This window comes from Streptomyces sp. ISL-43 (assembly GCF_018614195.1).
Taxonomy (GTDB): Bacteria; Actinomycetota; Actinomycetes; order Streptomycetales; family Streptomycetaceae; genus Streptomyces.
On record NZ_JAGGOT010000002.1, the window covers coordinates 112,682 to 124,710 of the forward strand.

The window sequence follows — 12,029 nt, forward strand, 5'->3', positions numbered from 1 at the left end:
GTGTGCACCGCGCGGGCGTGCGTACGAATCGCGTACGGATCGCGTACGGATCGCGTACGGATCGCGTACGGATCGCGTACGGATCGCGTACGGATCGCGTACGGATCGCGTACGGATCCGTCGGGGGGCCGGGAGCGGATCAGGCGCCGAGGCCGCTGGTCGGCAGACCGCCGAGCAGACCGGTCACCGTGCCGAGCGCGGCGGCCGGGTCGGTCGCCTGCGGGGCCTGCTGGCCGTCCTCGGCGCTCACGTGCTGCTGGCTGGTGAGGCCCTGGACGGCGCCCAGCGCGTCACCGAGGCCGACGGCGGGGACGGAGGCCGAGGCGGTCCCGGCGGCGACGGCGGCGAAGGCGGCACCGAGAGCGGCGACACCGAGGGTCTTGGCAGCTGACTGCTTCATGAAGGATTCGTCCTTGCGACGGGGAAATGAGCGGCTCCGCAAAAAACTAGTCACTTCAAACCCCCGGCCGCAAACATCATTAAATACGAGAAAGCGCCCGGGAATTGCTCCTCCCGGGCGCTTTCAGGCCGTCACGCCATGGCCTATGTCGATACGGAACCGCTGGTGGAAGCGGTCTGACGGAACAGCCATTCCGACTTCAGCTCCGCGTAGCCCGGCTTGATCACGTCGTTGATCATGGCCAGTCGTTCATCGAAAGGAATGAACGCGGACTTCATCGCATTGACGGTGAACCACTGCATGTCCTCGAGCGAGTAGCCGAAGGTGTCGACCAGGTGCTCGAATTCGCGGCTCATGCTGGTGCCGCTCATCAGCCGGTTGTCGGTGTTGACGGTCAGCCTGAAGTGCAGCTTCCGCAGCAGGCCGATCGGGTGCTCGGCGTACGAGGCGGCCGCGGCCGTCTGCAGGTTCGAGGTCGGGCACATCTCCAGGGGGATGCGCTTGTCCCGGACGTAGGACGCCAGGCGCCCCAGCGTCACGGAGCCGTCCTCGGCGACCTCGATGTCATCGATGATCTTCACGCCGTGCCCGAGCCGGTCGGCGCCGCACCACTGCAGCGCCTGCCAGATCGACGGCAGGCCGAAGGCCTCGCCCGCGTGGATGGTGAAGTGGTTGTTCTCGCGCTTGAGGTACTCGAAGGCGTCGAGGTGGCGGGTGGGAGGGAACCCGGCCTCGGCGCCGGCGATGTCGAAGCCGACCACGCCGTTGTCGCGGTAGCGGTTGGCCAGCTCCGCGATCTCCAGCGCGCGGGCGGCGTGCCGCATGGCGGTCAGCAGCGCGCCTACGCGGATGCGGTTGCCGTTGGTCCGTGCGCGGCGCTCGCCCTCGCGGAAGCCCTCGTTGACGGCCTCGACGACCTCTTCGAGGGTCAGGCCGGCTTCGAGGTGCTGCTCGGGCGCGTAGCGGATCTCGGCGTACACGACGCCGTCCTCGGCTAGGTCCTGGGCGCACTCGGAGGCCACCCGGAAGAGGGCCTCCTTCGTCTGCATGACGGCGCAGGTGTGCGCGAACGTCTCCAGGTAGCGCGGGAGGGAGCCGGAGTCGGCGGCTTCGCGGAACCAGATGCCGAGCTTGTCGGCCTCGGTCTCGGGAAGGTTCTCGTAGCCGACCTTGTGGGCCAGCTCGATGATGGTCCCGGGGCGCAGTCCACCGTCGAGGTGGTCGTGCAGGAGCACCTTCGGGGAGCGGCGGATCTGATCCGGAGTGGGCAGGTTGGGGGTCTCGCTCGTCATCTGCGCACTCTAGCTCCTACGCGCGTAGAGCGGTGAGACGGTGCCCGGACCCGATATGTAACAGTGACCGCGCGGACGGGTGGCGTACACCTCGGCGTCTGAGACTGTTCCGTCATGGCACAGCATGCGCCGTCGGCGCGCGGGGCCCGCCTGGGGCGGGCGGCAGGCGCGACCGGCTCGGTCTCTACGGTCAGTGGTGTGGTGCTCCTGCTTCCCGGAGCGTCCAGATTGTCCCCCGGTCCGGTACGTCCGCTCGCGCGGGCGCTGGCCCGCGCGGGAGTGGCGGACGGGCTGGTCACGCACCAGGTCGTCCACGGCGAGGGCAGCCGGGAGGCGGACGCCGAGTGGGCGGCGGACGAGGTGGTCCGCCGGTACGGGGACGTGCCGGTGTGCCTGGCCGGATACGACGCGGGAGGCCGGGCGGCGCTCGCCGCCGCGGGCCACGACGCCGTCAACTCCGTGCTGGCACTGGCCCCTTCGTTGACGTACCAGTCCGCCACGGACTCCCCTGAACCGGTGAAACAGCTGGCGGGCCGCCAGGTGTTGATCGTGCACGGCACCAACGACGCGCACAGCGACCCGGAGCTGTCGTTCCGGCTGGCGACGCGGGCGAAGAAGGCCAACCGCACGACGTGCCGCTTCGAGGTGCACTCGGACGGGCACGGGCTGCGCGAGCACCAGGCGGAAGTCGTCGCACTGTCCGTGGACTTCGTCCTGGGCTCGGTGTTCTCCGGCCGCTACTCCCGCCCGGTCACCGACGCGCTGGCGGCTCCGCCGCCGCTGGGCCTGCGGATGCCGCTGGCCTCAGGGTACGGACGGTCGCTGCGCGGCTGAGTGCGCTCCGGCCCTGGTGGTCCGGCTCCGGTGTTCCGGCTCTGATGTTCCGGCTCTGATGTTCCGGCTCCGGTGTTCCGGCTCTGGTGTTCCGGTGGTCGCGCGGGTCGTCCGCGCCGGCCGCGCCGTCCCCTCACGGTCGGATGGCGGGGTCGGATCCGGCGCGACCACCAGAGGCACGCACCCGCGAACGGGCGCGACGCCATGACGGCGAAGCGCGGGCTGAAAGGTGCCCGCGCCCTCCCCCGAGAACGCCGTGGTACCACTGTGCCGGTTCGGCATATGCTCGCGAAGATCCAGGGGCATCGTCTTGGTGCCTTGCGGGAACACGAGGGGTTTACGAATCGGTACAGGCCGGGACGAATATGCACATGCCAGCGGATGAAGCGGAGCGGTTGAGCCCTGCGGCCCTGCGTCTGTACGGGTACGCGGCCGAGCGGCACACCTTCACCGAGGCGGAGGCGGCCGAGGTCCTCGGCGAACCCGCAGCGGCCGCCGTCGCCGAGCTCGCGGCCGCCCACCTGCTCCAGCCGCGCCCGGAGACCCGCGGGAACGGCACCGTGCGGGAGCTCCGCTGGAGCGCCGTGTCCCCGCGGGCCGCCACCGCCCGCACGCTGGCCCCGCTGGCCCTGCGGGTGCGCGAGACCCACGACGAGATGGACCGGCTGCGCGCCCGGCTGGAGTCGCTGATCCCGCAGTACGAGGCCGGCAGCACCCAGCGCGACCGGGACGGGGTGGACGGCCTGGAGCTGATCACCGACCAGACCGCGCTGCAGAACCTGATCCGGGAGCTCATCGGCACGGCCGAGTGCGAGGTGCTGACCTGCCACCCGGGCGGCGGCCGGTCCCCGGAGATCCTGGAGCAGGCGGTCGGCCGGGACGAGGCGATGCTGGCCCGGGGCGTCCGGCTGCGCACGATCTACCAGCACACCGCCCGCTACTCCCGGCCCACGGCCGCCTACGTCGAGCGCGTGGCCGCGCTCGGCTCGCAGGTCCGTACCGTCGGCGACGGGCTGATGCGGATGATCCTGGTCGACCAGCACACCGGCCTGCTGGAGGTCCGCGACGACGACAAGGCCGCACTGGTGGTGCGCGAGCCGAACGTCGTGCACTTCATGCTGCAGACCTTCGAGCGCTCCTGGGCCCAGGCGGAGCCCTTCGCCACCACCGTCGGACCGGATCAGGCCCGCTCCATCTCCGAGGAGCTCCGCCAGACCATCGTGCGGCTCCTCGCGGAGGGGCTGGAGGACAAGGCCATCGCGCGGCGGCTCGGCATGTCCGAGCGGACCTGCCAGCGTCACATCGCGGAGGTCATGCGCGCGGTGGGCGCCAAGTCCCGCTTCCAGGCGGGGTTCTTGCTGTCGGCGGCGGTCGGCGCGGCAGCAGCGGGAGGCGCGGGAGCCGCGGCGGGCGCGGGCGCGCCGGCCGGGGCCCCGGTCACGCGTCCGGCCGGGACTCAGGAAGCTCCGGGATCAGCCGGCCCCGACGGGACAGCAGGAACCGCTTGAACTCCGCCACCGGCGGCGTGTCCGGGTGCCCGTCCAGCCAGGCGACCCCGATCTCGCGGACCGCGCGCGGAGCGGTCACCGTCAGCTCGACCACCCCGGGCCGGGCCACGGCGGGCGGCGGCAGCAGCGCGACGCCGAGTCCGGCGGCGACGAGCCCGCGCAGGGTCTCCGCCTCCTCCCCCTCGAAGGCGACCCGGGGCGTGAACCCGGCCTCGGCGCACAGGTCGTCGGTGATCCGGCGCAGGCCGTAGCCGGGCTCCAGGGTGACGAAGGTTTCCTCGGCCGCCTCGGCCAGGCGGATCCGCTTGCGGGTGGCGAGGCGGTGGTCGTCGGGGACCACCAGGCGCAGCCGCTGCTCGTCCAGGCGGCGGGCCACCAGGTCGGGGGCGTCGGGCAGCGGCGAGGTCAGGCAGAGGTCGAGCTCGCCGCCCCGCAGCTTCTCCAGCATGGCTTCCCCGTAGTTCTGGACGAGGGAGAACCGTACGCCCAGGTGGTCGGCCCGGAAGGCCCGGATCAGGCCCGGGACGGTCTCGGAGCCCAGGGTGTGCAGGAACCCGAAGGCGACCTTGCCGAAGGCCGGGTCGGCGTCCTGCTGTACGGAGCCGGCGGCGCGGGCGATCTCGGCCAGCGAGCGCTCCGCGGAGGCGAGGAAGGTGCGGCCCGCGGTGGTGAGCGCGACGGTACGGCCCTTGCGGGCGAACAGCGTGACGCCCAGGTCCTGTTCGAGCCGGACCATGGCCCGCGACAGGGTGGACTGGGGAACACCCAGCTCGTGGGCGGCGCGGGTGACGTGCTCGTGCCGGGCCACGGCCGCGAAGTACGCGAGGCGCGGGGCCAGCGCTTGTGTCACAGCCATGTCTTCTTCGTAACGACTCATCGATATGCGCCCATCTGACCTGCGGTGATGCGGGGATGGATTGATTATCGCGAATCTGTGCATTGGACGCATGAAACGGGCCGCTCTACGGTCGTACACATGCCTCCCGCTCATACCGGGGCACCCGTCACCGCGGGTGCCTCCACCTCGTCGTCTCCCGAAGCGCCCGCCGCCCAGGCGCCTGCCACCGAAGCCCCCGTCGTCGAAGCCCCCGCCGTCGAGGCGCACGCGCCCGGCCGCCCCGGCTACCGCCGTCTCAGCCTCGCGCTCTTCGCCGCCGGACTGGCCACCTTCGCCCTCCTCTACTCCACGCAGGCGCTGCTGCCCGCCATCTCCGCCGGCTTCGGCGTGACGGCGGGTCAGGCCAGCTGGACGGTCTCGGCGGCCACCGGGGCGCTCGCGCTCTTCGTCCTGCCGCTCAGCGCGCTCTCGGAGCGCTTCGGCCGGACCCGGATGATGACCTGCTCGATGGCGGTCGCGGTAGGCGTCGGCCTCCTCGTGCCCCTCGCGCCGAGCCTGGAGTGGCTGATCGCGCTGCGCGCCGTCCAGGGCGCGGCGATCGCCGGCATCCCGGCCTCCGCTATGGCGTGCCTGGCGGAAGAGGTCAAGCCGAAGGCGCTGGTCGCCGCGATCGGCCTGTTCGTCGCGGGCAACTCCATCGGCGGCATGAGCGGGCGCCTCGTCACCGGCTGGGCGGCCCAGGTGTGGGGCTGGCGCGGCGGGCTGCTGGCCGTCGGCCTGCTGTCGCTGGCCTGCGCGGCGGTGTTCCTGGTCCTGCTGCCCCGGGCCCGGTTCTTCCGGCCGGCCTCGCTGAACCCGCGCGCGGTGGGGCGTACCGTCGCCGGCCATCTGCGCGACCCGCTGCTGCTGCGGCTGTACGGGATCGGCGCGCTGTTCATGACCGTCTTCGGGGCGGTGTACACCGTGATCGGCTACCGGCTGGTGGACGAGCCGTTCTCCCTCGGGCAGGGCGTCATCGGCTCGATCTTCCTCATCTACCTGGTCGGTACGGTCTCCTCGGCGGCCGCCGGACGGCTGGTCGCCCGCACGGGCCGGCGCGGCGCGCTCTACCTGGCGGTGACCACGACGGCGCTGGGCCTGTTCCTGTCCCTCGCGGACTCGCTCGCCTCGATCCTGCTGGGCCTGGTCCTGATCACCGCGGGCTTCTTCGCGGGGCACGCCGTGGCCTCGGCGGCGGTGAGCCGTACGGCGAAGACGGGCCGCGCGCAGGCCTCGGCGCTCTACCAGTCGGCGTACTACATCGGCTCCAGCGCCGGCGGCACGCTCGGCGCCCTGGCCTACCACTCGGCGGGCTGGGCGGCCACGGTCACCATCGCGCTGCTGGCGGTCGTCGGCGTCGTCTCGATCACCCTGTACGGGTCCCACGCGGCCCGCGCGGCCCACGCGGCGGCGCTGCCCGCGCGCTGACCCGTCGGGGAGCGGTCGGGGACGGTCGGGGACGCGGCCGGACGCGGATGGCATGATCGCCGGTCATGCCCATAGTCAACTTTCACCTGATCCTCGGTGACACGGTCAGCATGATCTGTCCGGCCCGCGTCGTGGAGGACCGCGCCGACGGCCTGCTGCTGTGGATCGCCCCGGGCACGCCGGTCTGGCGCGCCGCGCTCCCGCCCGGTGCCCACCTGCGGGACCTGCCGCCGGGCGGCTCGTACCCGCTGCGGGCGAGCCGGTGGCGGCGCGGGGGCGCGCTGATCCTCCAGCCGGCCGGGGCCGGGCACGCGGTGTGGTGGACCTTCACCGAGGAGCAGGAGTTCCGGGGCTGGTACGTCAACCTCGAGTCCCGCGGGCGCGAGGGCGCGGACGTCCACGTGACCGACCAGGAACTGGACATCACCGTGGCCCCGGACCGCCGGTGGGCGTGGAAGGACGAGGAATCCTTCGCGGAGAAGACCGGCCACCCTGTGTACTGGACGGCGGCCGAGGCGGCCGGGATCCGCGCCGAGGGGGTGCGCGTGGCGACGCTCGTCGAGTCGGCGTCCTATCCCTTCGACGGCACGTGGTGCGATTTCCGGCCGCCCGCCTCCTGGACCCTCCCGGAGCTCCCGGAACTGCCCATCGGACCGGTCACCGCCCCCTCGGGCGTGCTCGTGCTGGGCAAGGCGGGCTGGATCGGCCGCCGTCAGGACGGTGCCCCGCCCCGGTCGGAGAGCGCCTTCGCGGTGGCGGCGACGGGCGGCGGCCACCTCCACGACGGAGGGGCCGAAGAGCCCGAGCCGTACGGGTACGAGGCGGTCGCCGTCCCGGCCGCCGCCGACCGGCCGCTGCCGGTACGGGCCCGGACCTCGCCCTCCCCCTTCGACGGCGAACTGGTGGTCTGCGCCCTGGAGATATCTCTCGGCCTCCCCTGGGACCACGCGGCCCACGGAGCCGGCCCGGTCGCGCTCGGCGACCTCCCGGTCGACCGCCGCGGCATGCTCCTGGGCGACGCCCGCGCACTGGACGCCTTCGAGGGCCTGGACGGCGAGTCCGTGGACGGGCCGGCCGGCCGCTTGCGGCGCGCCGGCCGGGACCACACGCTGCTGGCCGGTGTCGTCGAGGTCGGTGGCTGCCGGGTGCTGGGGCTCGGGTGGGATCCCGGGGACCATTCCATGCGGCACCGGGGTGAGCGGGCGTCCGGGCGGGTGCATCCGGCCACGCTGGAGGAGCGCGCGGGTGAGGCCGTCCTGCGCTGGGCCATCCCGCCGTACGAAGCGCATGGCGAAGCGCCCTGGGCAACGGAAGACGAGGCCTGACATGCCGCTGCCCCACGCGTACCGGGTGACCAAGTACGACCCCGCCGACCGGGCTCCCAACGGCACCTACGAGGGGGCGCAGGACACCGACAGCGACCACGGGCCGGTCGAGGCCGCGTACCTGGCCGCCGTCGCGGCCTTCGCCGAGGAGAGCGGGGTCGAGCGGCTCACCGTGCGGGATCCGCAGGTCACCGGGTTCGTGCACTTCGGGCGGGAGCCCGCGCTGGAGGGGCACGGGCTGGCCGGGCTGTTCCCGGACGGCCTGACCGGTTTCCACGACGGCGCGCCGGTGGCCGTGCCGCTCGCGCTGGAACTCGTACGCGGCATGCTCCGCGACCACGGCCTCTGGTGCCGGCTGGAGGCGGAGGGCGTGTTCGCCGTGCACGTGGGGTGGGACCAGTACGTCTACGTCGCCACCCGCACGCCCTGCGAGGCGGCCGTGGCCCGCACCCATGAGCTCGGGATCTTCGCCGAGCCGATCGAGGTCTCGCCGTACGATCCCTCGCTCGACGAGGAGTACGAGCTGCGGCCCGCCGACGACGGGTTCTGGGAGCGGGTGCGGGAGAGCGCGGCGCGCGGCGAGGCGGGGCTGATCGAGGAGAACCCCGTCTCGAACCTCTCCCGCTGGCACCGCGTCGGTGACGGCGGGCGGCTCGACGCCGTCCGGGCCGGGCTCGGGCCGCGCGCCCTGCTGAACGTCTGGCCGGGGCTGTCCACGGACACCGCCGGCCTGCTGGCCGGGCTTCCCGAGGAGTTCACGCTCGAGTGCGTGTGGGAGGACGCGGACGGCCGGATCACGAGCGTTGCCGTCGACGAGGACGACCGCGCGGAGCTGGCGGAGGTGCTCGCCGGCGCCCGGGCCGCGGCCCTGCTGGCGGTGGACGCGGACGAGTGGAAGCCCCTGTTCACCGGTGTGGTGCCGGACGCGGACGGGGTGGTGCGGGCCCGGTGGCGGCTGTAGGGAAACGATCCGCCGCCGCGTGCCGCGCAGCGTGCCGGGCTGCGGTTGTCAGTGCCCTCGGGTAGGTTCCGAAGTATCGGGAACTACCTGGGGGATCAAGGGACATGACGGAAACCGCCGACCTCTCGCCCGAGCTGGACGCCGCGCTGGACCGGTACCGCGTCGAGCTCACCGGCTACTGCTACCGGATGCTCGGTTCCTCCTTCGACGCCGAGGACGCGGTGCAGGACACGTACATCCGTGCCTGGCGCAGCTTCGACAAGTTCGAGGGGCGCTCCTCCCTGCGCTCGTGGCTGTACCGGATCGCCACCAACGTCTGCCTGGACCTGCTGAACGCGGGGAACAAGCGGGCGCGCCCGATGGACCTGAGCGCCCCGCAGCACCAGGCCTCCGCCGTGCTCAACGAGCGGCCCGAGGTGACCTGGCTGGAGCCCGTCCCGGACGGGCGGGTGCTGCCGCAGACCGCCGACCCGGCGGAGATGGCGTTGGCCAAGGAATCCGTACGCCTGGCCTTCGTCGCGGCCCTGCAGCACCTGCCGGCCAAGCAGCGGGCGGTGCTGATCCTGCGCGAGGTGCTGGCCTGGAAGGCGGACGAGGTCGCGACCCTGCTGGAGACCACCGTCGCGTCGGTGAACAGCGCCTTGCAGCGGGCCCGCGCGACGCTCGCCGCCACCCGCATCCGCGAGAGCGAGTCCGCGGACCCGCTGGACACCGACCAGGCGCGGCTGCTGGAGCAGTACCTCTCCGCCTTCGAGACGTACGACATCACCCGGCTCACCTCGCTCCTGCACGAGGACGCGGTGCTGTCGATGCCGCCGTACGACCTGTGGCTCCAGGGCCACGAGGACATCGCGGCCTGGCACCTGAACCAGGGCATCGGCTGCAAGGGCTCGCGCCTGCTCCCGACCACGGCGAACGGCATGCCGGCCTTCGGCCAGTACCGGCCGCGCGAGGACGGGGAGCCGGGCTGGACCCCGTGGGCGCTGCAGGTCCTGGAGGTCTCAGACGGGAAGATCGTCGGGCTCAACGCCTTCCTCGACACCTCCCGGTGGTTCCCGCTCTTCGGGCTCCCCGAGCAGCTCGACGAGGCCTACGAGGTCCAGCAGGGCGCGTAAGGCGGGCCCGGCCCCGGTCACGGTGAAGGCTCCCCGCCCCCGGGCGGTGAGCCTCAGCCGGGCCAGCACCTCCACGGCGGCCAGGCCCGGCGCGGTGACCGCTGCGGCATCGCACACCACCGCGGTCGCCCCGCCGTCGTAGAGCCGGGCCAGGCGCGCGCACAGCCGCGCCGCGTCCTGGCGGTTCGGGCCGGGTCCGGGCAGTGCAAGTCGTTCGGTCTCCACGAGGGGATGACTGCCGGGCCTACCGGAAATCATCGGCGCGCGCACAGAATGGGCCGGTGATCACTGCTTATTGGGACCCGGTGCCCACCGCCCGGGGCCTCGTCCTGCCCGAGGCCGCCGGCTTCGTCCGCTTCGCCGTGTTCGGCTACCCCATGTTCCAAGGGGTCTGGGCCGAGCGGAACTGGCGCAACGTCCCCGGCCCGTTCTACGGAGCGGACACCGACTGCCTGATGATGAGCCGGGACCACGCGCTGGAGCACGTCGCCTATGACGGCCTGAACGAGTTCGTCTTCCGCCAGCCGGTGAACGAGCGGGAGACCGAGGCCCTGGTCACCGCCGTCGGCTGGGAGCTGTACAACGGCTACGGCTGGGACGGCGACGACCACTGGACGGTGGAGGGTGTACGCGACTGGTGGCGGGACCGGGGCCGCGTGCGGGAATGGGCCCTGGAGACCGGCGCGGAGTGGGCCGCGTGGGACGAGACGTCGGAGTACTCCGACTTCTACCGCGCGCACGCGCAGGGCCACCGGGACTACGTCGCGTACATCGACGAAGGCCTGGAGGCGTACCTGCGCGGCTACCTGTTCTGGCTGGAGCACCGGCGCGAGCCGGAGCCCGGGGAGGCCTTGCCGGGCCTGTGAAAAGACGCCGGCGCGGCTCCGGACGGGGAGCCGCGCCGACGCGACGGGGGGCCTGGGATCAGGCGATGCGGTCCAGGACGATCGGGGACGGCGTGAAGGACGTGCCCGCCGCGGCGATGTCGAAGGTGCCGTCCAGCGCCGCCAGGGCGTAGTCGAACTTCTCCGGGGTGTCCGTGTGCAGGGTCATCAGGGGCTGGCCGGCCGTGACCGTGTCGCCGGGCTTCGCGTGCAGCTCGATGCCCGCGCCCGCCTGCACCGGGTCCTCCTTGCGCGCGCGGCCCGCGCCCAGGCGCCAGGCGCCGACGCCCACCCCGTACGCGTCCAGCCGCGTGAGCACGCCCGACTCGGGAGCCGTCACCACGTGCTGCTCGCGCGCGACCGGCAGGGCCGCGTCCGGGTCGCCGCCCTGGGCCGCGATCATCCGGCGCCAGACGTCCATCGCGGAGCCGTCGGCCAGGGCCTTCGCCGGGTCGGCGTCCTTGATGCCCGCGGCGTCCAGCATCTCCCGGGCCAGGGCCAGGGTCAGCTCGACCACGTCCGAGGGGCCGCCGCCCGCCAGGACCTCCACCGACTCGCGGATCTCCAGCGCGTTGCCGGCGGTGAGGCCGAGCGGGGTCGACATGTCGGTGAGCAGGGCGACCGTCTTGACGCCCGAGTCGGTGCCCAGGCCCACCATGGTGCGCGCCAGCTCGCGCGCGTCCTCGATGTTCTTCATAAAGGCGCCGGTGCCGACCTTCACGTCCAGGACCAGCGAGCCGGTGCCCTCGGCGATCTTCTTCGACATGATCGAGGAGGCGATCAGCGGGATGGCCTCGACGGTGCCGGTGACGTCGCGCAGCGCGTACAGCTTCTTGTCGGCCGGGGCCAGGCCGTCGCCCGCCGCGCAGATGACGGCGCCGGTGGTGTCCAGGACGTGCAGCATCTCCTCGTTGGAGAGCAGGGCGCGCCAGCCGGGGATGGACTCCAGCTTGTCCAGGGTGCCGCCGGTGTGGCCGAGGCCGCGGCCGGAGAGCTGGGGCACGGCCGCGCCGCAGGCGGCGACGAGCGGGGCCAGCGGCAGGGTGATCTTGTCGCCGACGCCGCCGGTGGAGTGCTTGTCGGCGGTCGGGCGGGAGAGCGAGTCGAAGTTCATCCGCTCGCCGCTCGCGATCATCGCGGCGGTCCAGCGGGCGATCTCGGCCCGGTTCATGCCGTTCAGCAGGATGGCCATCGCCAGCGCCGACATCTGCTCGTCGGCGACCACACCGCGCGTGTACGCGTCGATGACCCAGTCGATCTGCTCGGGGCTCAGTTCGCCGCGGTCCCGCTTGGTGCGGATGACGGAGATGACGTCCATGAGGTGACTTTCCTTCCGGCGGTGCTGCGTACGTCCGAAAACTCTACGCGCATAGAGGCAGAAATGAGGGAAGTGAGAAGGGCAACG

12 protein-coding genes are annotated in these 12,029 nt (G+C 72.7%); 7 read left to right on the plus strand and 5 right to left on the minus strand.

Annotation, left to right across the window (positions count from 1 at the left end; translation table 11 throughout):
* Positions 1-139 precede the first annotated feature (139 nt).
* Complete coding sequence (locus J7F03_RS01160; RefSeq protein ID WP_214946720.1) at positions 140-400, minus strand: hypothetical protein; 261 nt, start codon at positions 398-400, stop codon at positions 140-142.
* Between the two features lie 143 nt (positions 401-543).
* Positions 544-1,692: an adenosine deaminase gene (locus tag J7F03_RS01165; RefSeq protein WP_214946721.1), complete on the minus strand. Its 1,149-nt coding sequence runs from the start codon at positions 1,690-1,692 to the stop codon at positions 544-546.
* Positions 1,693-1,806: 114 nt separating this feature from the next.
* On the opposite strand from J7F03_RS01165, the gene J7F03_RS01170 reads away from it, so the two are divergent.
* Both J7F03_RS01170 and J7F03_RS41860 read left to right on the plus strand, forming a co-directional pair.
* Positions 1,807-2,526, plus strand: a complete 720-nt coding sequence (locus J7F03_RS01170; protein ID WP_214946722.1) for an alpha/beta hydrolase — start codon at positions 1,807-1,809, stop codon at positions 2,524-2,526.
* A 371-nt stretch (positions 2,527-2,897) separates the two neighbouring features.
* On the plus strand, positions 2,898-4,034 hold the full coding sequence (locus tag J7F03_RS41860; RefSeq protein ID WP_285440371.1) for a LuxR C-terminal-related transcriptional regulator: 1,137 nt from the start codon (positions 2,898-2,900) through the stop codon (positions 4,032-4,034).
* On the opposite strand, the gene J7F03_RS01180 is transcribed toward J7F03_RS41860, so the two are convergent.
* Complete coding sequence (locus tag J7F03_RS01180; protein ID WP_214946723.1) at positions 3,964-4,911, minus strand: LysR family transcriptional regulator; 948 nt, start codon at positions 4,909-4,911, stop codon at positions 3,964-3,966. The genes J7F03_RS41860 and J7F03_RS01180 overlap by 71 nt on opposite strands.
* Before the next feature lie 99 nt (positions 4,912-5,010).
* Between J7F03_RS01180 and J7F03_RS01185 the strand changes: the two genes are divergently transcribed.
* From J7F03_RS01185 to J7F03_RS01205, 4 genes are all read left to right on the plus strand, one after another.
* On the plus strand, positions 5,011-6,339 hold the full coding sequence (locus J7F03_RS01185) for an MFS transporter (protein WP_214946724.1): 1,329 nt from the start codon (positions 5,011-5,013) through the stop codon (positions 6,337-6,339).
* 65 nt (positions 6,340-6,404) lie between these two features.
* Entirely contained in the window at positions 6,405-7,664 is a 1,260-nt protein-coding gene (locus tag J7F03_RS40655) for a DUF402 domain-containing protein (RefSeq protein WP_251071233.1), read from the plus strand.
* A gap of 1 nt (position 7,665) precedes the next feature.
* The gene (locus tag J7F03_RS01200; protein WP_214946725.1) at positions 7,666-8,625 is read left to right on the plus strand and encodes an RNA-binding protein; all 960 of its coding nucleotides are present in this window, start codon (positions 7,666-7,668) and stop codon (positions 8,623-8,625) included.
* A gap of 104 nt (positions 8,626-8,729) precedes the next feature.
* The gene (locus J7F03_RS01205) at positions 8,730-9,740 is read left to right on the plus strand and encodes a sigma-70 family RNA polymerase sigma factor (protein WP_214946726.1); all 1,011 of its coding nucleotides are present in this window, start codon (positions 8,730-8,732) and stop codon (positions 9,738-9,740) included.
* Here J7F03_RS01205 and J7F03_RS01210 read toward each other — a convergent pair.
* Positions 9,627-9,998, minus strand: a complete 372-nt coding sequence (locus J7F03_RS01210) for an STAS domain-containing protein (protein WP_214946727.1) — start codon at positions 9,996-9,998, stop codon at positions 9,627-9,629. The genes J7F03_RS01205 and J7F03_RS01210 overlap by 114 nt on opposite strands.
* Positions 9,999-10,021: 23 nt before the next feature.
* Between J7F03_RS01210 and J7F03_RS40660 the strand changes: the two genes are divergently transcribed.
* Positions 10,022-10,606, plus strand: coding sequence for a ferredoxin (locus tag J7F03_RS40660; protein ID WP_308378894.1), 585 nt, complete (start codon positions 10,022-10,024; stop codon positions 10,604-10,606).
* A gap of 58 nt (positions 10,607-10,664) precedes the next feature.
* On the opposite strand, the gene J7F03_RS01220 is transcribed toward J7F03_RS40660, so the two are convergent.
* Positions 10,665-11,942, minus strand: a complete 1,278-nt coding sequence (locus J7F03_RS01220) for a thymidine phosphorylase (protein WP_214946728.1) — start codon at positions 11,940-11,942, stop codon at positions 10,665-10,667.
* Positions 11,943-12,029: the final 87 nt, after the last annotated feature.

What these genes read in the sequence shown, in the direction of transcription:
- J7F03_RS01220 (WP_214946728.1), bottom strand. Translation starts at nt 11,942, where the DNA reads ATGGACGTCATCTCCGTCATCCGCACCAAGCGGGACCGCGGCGAACTG.
- J7F03_RS40655 (WP_251071233.1), top strand. Translation starts at nt 6,405, where the DNA reads ATGCCCATAGTCAACTTTCACCTGATCCTCGGTGACACGGTCAGCATG.
- J7F03_RS01165 (WP_214946721.1), bottom strand. Translation starts at nt 1,692, where the DNA reads ATGACGAGCGAGACCCCCAACCTGCCCACTCCGGATCAGATCCGCCGC.
- J7F03_RS01200 (WP_214946725.1), top strand. Translation starts at nt 7,666, where the DNA reads ATGCCGCTGCCCCACGCGTACCGGGTGACCAAGTACGACCCCGCCGAC.
- J7F03_RS01160 (WP_214946720.1), bottom strand. Translation starts at nt 400, where the DNA reads ATGAAGCAGTCAGCTGCCAAGACCCTCGGTGTCGCCGCTCTCGGTGCC.
- J7F03_RS01170 (WP_214946722.1), top strand. Translation starts at nt 1,807, where the DNA reads ATGGCACAGCATGCGCCGTCGGCGCGCGGGGCCCGCCTGGGGCGGGCG.
- J7F03_RS01210 (WP_214946727.1), bottom strand. Translation starts at nt 9,998, where the DNA reads ATGATTTCCGGTAGGCCCGGCAGTCATCCCCTCGTGGAGACCGAACGA.
- J7F03_RS01185 (WP_214946724.1), top strand. Translation starts at nt 5,011, where the DNA reads ATGCCTCCCGCTCATACCGGGGCACCCGTCACCGCGGGTGCCTCCACC.
- J7F03_RS41860 (WP_285440371.1), top strand. Translation starts at nt 2,898, where the DNA reads ATGCCAGCGGATGAAGCGGAGCGGTTGAGCCCTGCGGCCCTGCGTCTG.
- J7F03_RS01180 (WP_214946723.1), bottom strand. Translation starts at nt 4,911, where the DNA reads ATGAGTCGTTACGAAGAAGACATGGCTGTGACACAAGCGCTGGCCCCG.
- J7F03_RS01205 (WP_214946726.1), top strand. Translation starts at nt 8,730, where the DNA reads ATGACGGAAACCGCCGACCTCTCGCCCGAGCTGGACGCCGCGCTGGAC.